General features: G+C 55.9%; 3 protein-coding genes. 1 reads left to right on the top strand and 2 read right to left on the bottom strand.

Annotation, left to right across the window (positions count from 1 at the left end):
• Both K8W16_RS06585 and K8W16_RS06590 read right to left on the bottom strand, forming a co-directional pair.
• Positions 1-2336 (bottom strand): AAA family ATPase (locus K8W16_RS06585; protein ID WP_304122280.1); only part of this gene is annotated, 2336 nt, incomplete at its 3' end.
• A gap of 10 nt (positions 2337-2346) precedes the next feature.
• The gene (locus tag K8W16_RS06590; RefSeq protein ID WP_304122282.1) at positions 2347-3057 is read right to left on the bottom strand and encodes a hypothetical protein; all 711 of its coding nucleotides are present in this window, start codon (positions 3055-3057) and stop codon (positions 2347-2349) included.
• Positions 3058-3144: 87 nt separating this feature from the next.
• On the opposite strand from K8W16_RS06590, the gene K8W16_RS06595 reads away from it, so the two are divergent.
• Positions 3145-3624, top strand: a 480-nt coding sequence (locus tag K8W16_RS06595; protein WP_304122284.1) for a hypothetical protein, incomplete at its 3' end; no start/stop codon positions are given.

A 3624-nucleotide genomic window follows, 5' to 3' on the forward strand; every position in this document is an offset into this window, starting at 1 on the left:
TTGCTGAAGTCTTTCCTGGTCGCCGCAAGGCGCATACGCTCCACAACCACGGCCCGTACTTCCTCCGTATAGCCGATCTTCTCCTTCGCCGCCATGCGGGCGACAATCTCCCCCAGTTCCCCGGCGGTATAGTCGGGGAACTCGATCCTGTTTTTAAACCGGGAGCGAAGCCCCTCGTTACTGTCAAGAAATTCATCTATCTTATCAGGATAGCCAGCTATGACGACGGCCAGGGAATCCCTGTGCGCATCCATGAACCTGACAAGGCTGTCGATGAAGTTCTGCCCGAACGTATGTGTGGCGTACTGGTACGCTTCATCAAAAAAGAGCACACCTCCAAGGGCCTTCTGGAAAAGCTCCTCGGCATTGTTTTCCGTATCCCCCACATGGCGGCCGATGATATCCTTCGGTGAAGCGTCAATGCACCGCGGCGTCGGAAGATATCCCATGGCATGGTAGATACGGCCCATTTTTTTTGCGACCGTCGTTTTCCCGGTTCCCGGCCTGCCGGAAAAAACAAGATGCAGAGTCTGCTCGGAACTATTTCCCATGCGGCGGTTCAACTTCATAAGGTTCACCATGGACTCTATGTGCTCCCTGACCTCCCGCATGCCCACCATCTCGTCGAGCTCGTCGAGTATGGCGCCCATCCCGCCGTCCTGATGCGTTGCGCCTGTCGCTTCATAGTGATGATACGTCTCCGGCAGGTCGGCCCGTTCTAAAGGCTCAGTGTGCAGGTCCAGCCCGTCCCTCATGCAGCGATCCATCCACTGCTCATACAGCTGTTCGGAAAGATTGCGCATCTCTCCGGCATTTCCGAAATTCCTGTCCCGCTCCGCATACATTCCCCGGGCGACCTGCCGCAGGCAATCCGCCATGTCGGAAGACAGCTCCGGTATGGATGCCGCCTCAAGAAACTGCCGGAGGATGGAATAAAGCTCTTCCGCCGTATAGTCCTCAAAGGAAACAATTCTGGAAAACCTGCGCTCAAGCCCGGGGTTGGCCTTCAACAGACGCTGCATCTCATCGGGGTACCCGGCAAGCACGACCGCCAGCCGCCGGGAGTCGTTCTCCATCCTGGTCATCAGCGTGTTCAAGGCCTCGCGTGCAAAAGGATTTTCCTCATCTGCCAGCTGATAGGCCTCGTCAATGAAAAGGACGCCGTCCAGGGCTTCGTCAACGACCTGGTTCATACGCGGGCTTGTGCCCCCCACATGCTCGGACACGATATCCGCAAGGCTGGCGACCTCACGGACATGGCCCCGCTTCAGAAGCCCCAGCTCCCGGTACATCTCGCCGAGAAGACGGGCCACCGTAGTCTTCCCCGTACCGGGATTCCCCTGAAAAACCATGTGCAGGTGCGGAAAACTGCGCGTGCCCAGCTGCTGTTCCCCGCGGACACGGCGCTCGAATTTCTTTATGATCTCTTTAACGCCGCTCAGGCCGATAAGCTCATCCAGCCTTTCCACCGCACTCTTGTCGCTCAGGGCGGTCTCCAGCCATTTATTCTCTACGGCCGTCTTCCGGGTGATCTCATGATTCAAGAATTGGGAATGCCAGTCCCGCAGCAACAGGTTTCTCGCGGCAAAATATTCTGTCAGCCTGTCGATATCCTTCCAGTCATATCTGAGCTCTCCCTGAAGACGCATTCGCGTGACAAGACGCCGTATTTCCACGGCATCGGGAGCGCCGACATACAGGCATAGAGAAAACGGCGAATCTGTCGACAGGCCTTGTTTAATGCGCGCGTGCAGCGCCGGAAAGTTCTCTTTCAGGTGCGTATGCACTTCGCTCAGACTGTCCGCAGCATAGACCCAGCAGCAGAGGTTCCTGTTCGGTTCGACAAGCGTCATCCACTCATTGGCATAGCTGTAGAGCATCCTTCTGTTCTCAACATGCTGGAATACCCCCTCGGTATGCAGAAACACGACGGCCGTCAGCGGGCTTGATTCCTTCATGAAGGTGTTGAGTAAAGAAAAAGAACGCTCGTCGGAAATAGCCGTCGGCCGTTCCGCTTCAGGCGGAGCCTCTGCCGCGCGCCGCAACTGAGGTCGCCCCAGGACGCCGACCCTGCGCGGACTTTCCGTCCGGCGCGGCGATGAGGGCAGGCTCAAATCGCGCGAGCGGGCGTCATAAAAAAAGATACCCCGCTGCAGACTGTAGAAAATAATGCGCTCGTAGCCTTTTGCTCGAAGCGCATCGTACAGTGCCGTCGTGAAATTCTGGGCAACGTAGCCGGAACCGATGAACTCGTCGGTTATGCCTTTGCCATAGAATACCAGCGTGTTCCCGAGCTTTTTAGGCTCAAGCTGCCCGTCAATACGAGGGATATCCATCTATCATCCCTCAGTGCATCATGCCGTGGGGGGCCAGCTTTGAACGCGCCTCCTGAAAAGCCTGCCTTACTGCAGGATCCGCATTTTTTTTCTCATGGTCAGGAGCGATATCCAGTTGCAGGCTGCGGGTAAGCAGCGCGTTGATATCTTTCTGGCGAGCACGAAGCTGGCTTTCCGGAAGCTTCTCGGCGTCGTAGGAATGGATCTCCAGAGAGTTCCGAAAATGCTCGGGATCCGGGACAATACGTACGGCAATATGCGTTCTGTCGCGGCTGACGAAGTCCATCAGCAGAGCTTTACGTTCATCCAGTTCTTCAAAAACTGGCTCGGAAGCTCCATCAAGGACAAAGCCCTGCGTGCGGAAAGCCTCGCAAAGCTCCTCCCCCATTTCGCTTCTGATCTGGGACAGCAGCGCTGCAAGGCGCGCCTTACGGCAGAGCCCGCCGATCTCATCATGATACGCCTTCGATCTTTTCGTCAGCCAGTCCTCAAGGCCCTGCATATCCAAGGGGCAATCGGCGGAACGAAAATCCTCGGCCTCCCTGCGCAGCTGCGCTTCCAGCCCGGCAAGGCCTTCTTCCGTCCAGTGATCCGTATCCAGAAAGACTCCCTGGATCTCCTCTCCGTCAATCCCCACAGCGACAATCTTCCGATTGCTTTCAATCTCATCCAGAAGCTGCTCGGTACAGGCCCGGGCAAGAACGCGCAAATGCTCCCACATCCGGATGGTACTCTCCGCCTCTGCACGCAGATCACTCAGGCCGAAGGCTACCTCCCTCGCTTTCGGAAGGCTTGCCTGAAAAGCCCCTTGGTCAGCATCCTGCTGCACATTCTTCATGTCCCGGACAAAGGGCTCCAGGCGATGGGGAAAAAAGCGCTGGAACTGCGGGATATTCTCTATCGCCTCATACTGTCCCCGGGCATATTCCAGCCACCGCCGCGTCTGCTTCCCGGCATATTCCTGCGCCTTTTCCAGCTTCCCGACACGGTCGGACAAAACGCCCATGTTTCGCCTGCTTTCCTCCGTCAGCCGGCGTATTTCCTGCTGGAGATGATCTACGGAGTCCTTCATATTTCTCCTCAAATCCTCCAGTCCGGTTGTAAATTTGTTGTCCAAATCCGCAACGGTACTGCCCAGCGTATGTATCTCCCGTTGAAATTCGGCTTGTTGCCTAGCAAGCTCCTGTTGAAAAATCCTTTCATGATCAGCTATTTCTTTTCCAAGATCATCCATCTTAAAATTCATTGCGCTGATTCTGGATTCTGCTTGGCGAGATATCTGATCACA

Origin of the sequence: Mailhella massiliensis (assembly GCF_020741395.1) — a bacterium.
Lineage (GTDB): Bacteria > Desulfobacterota > Desulfovibrionia > Desulfovibrionales > Desulfovibrionaceae > Mailhella > Mailhella massiliensis_A.

Bases quoted from the DNA above. Each gene is read 5' to 3' on its own strand.
- K8W16_RS06590 (WP_304122282.1), bottom strand. From the start codon at position 3,057: ATGTGGGAGCATTTGCGCGTTCTTGCCCGGGCCTGTACCGAGCAGCTT.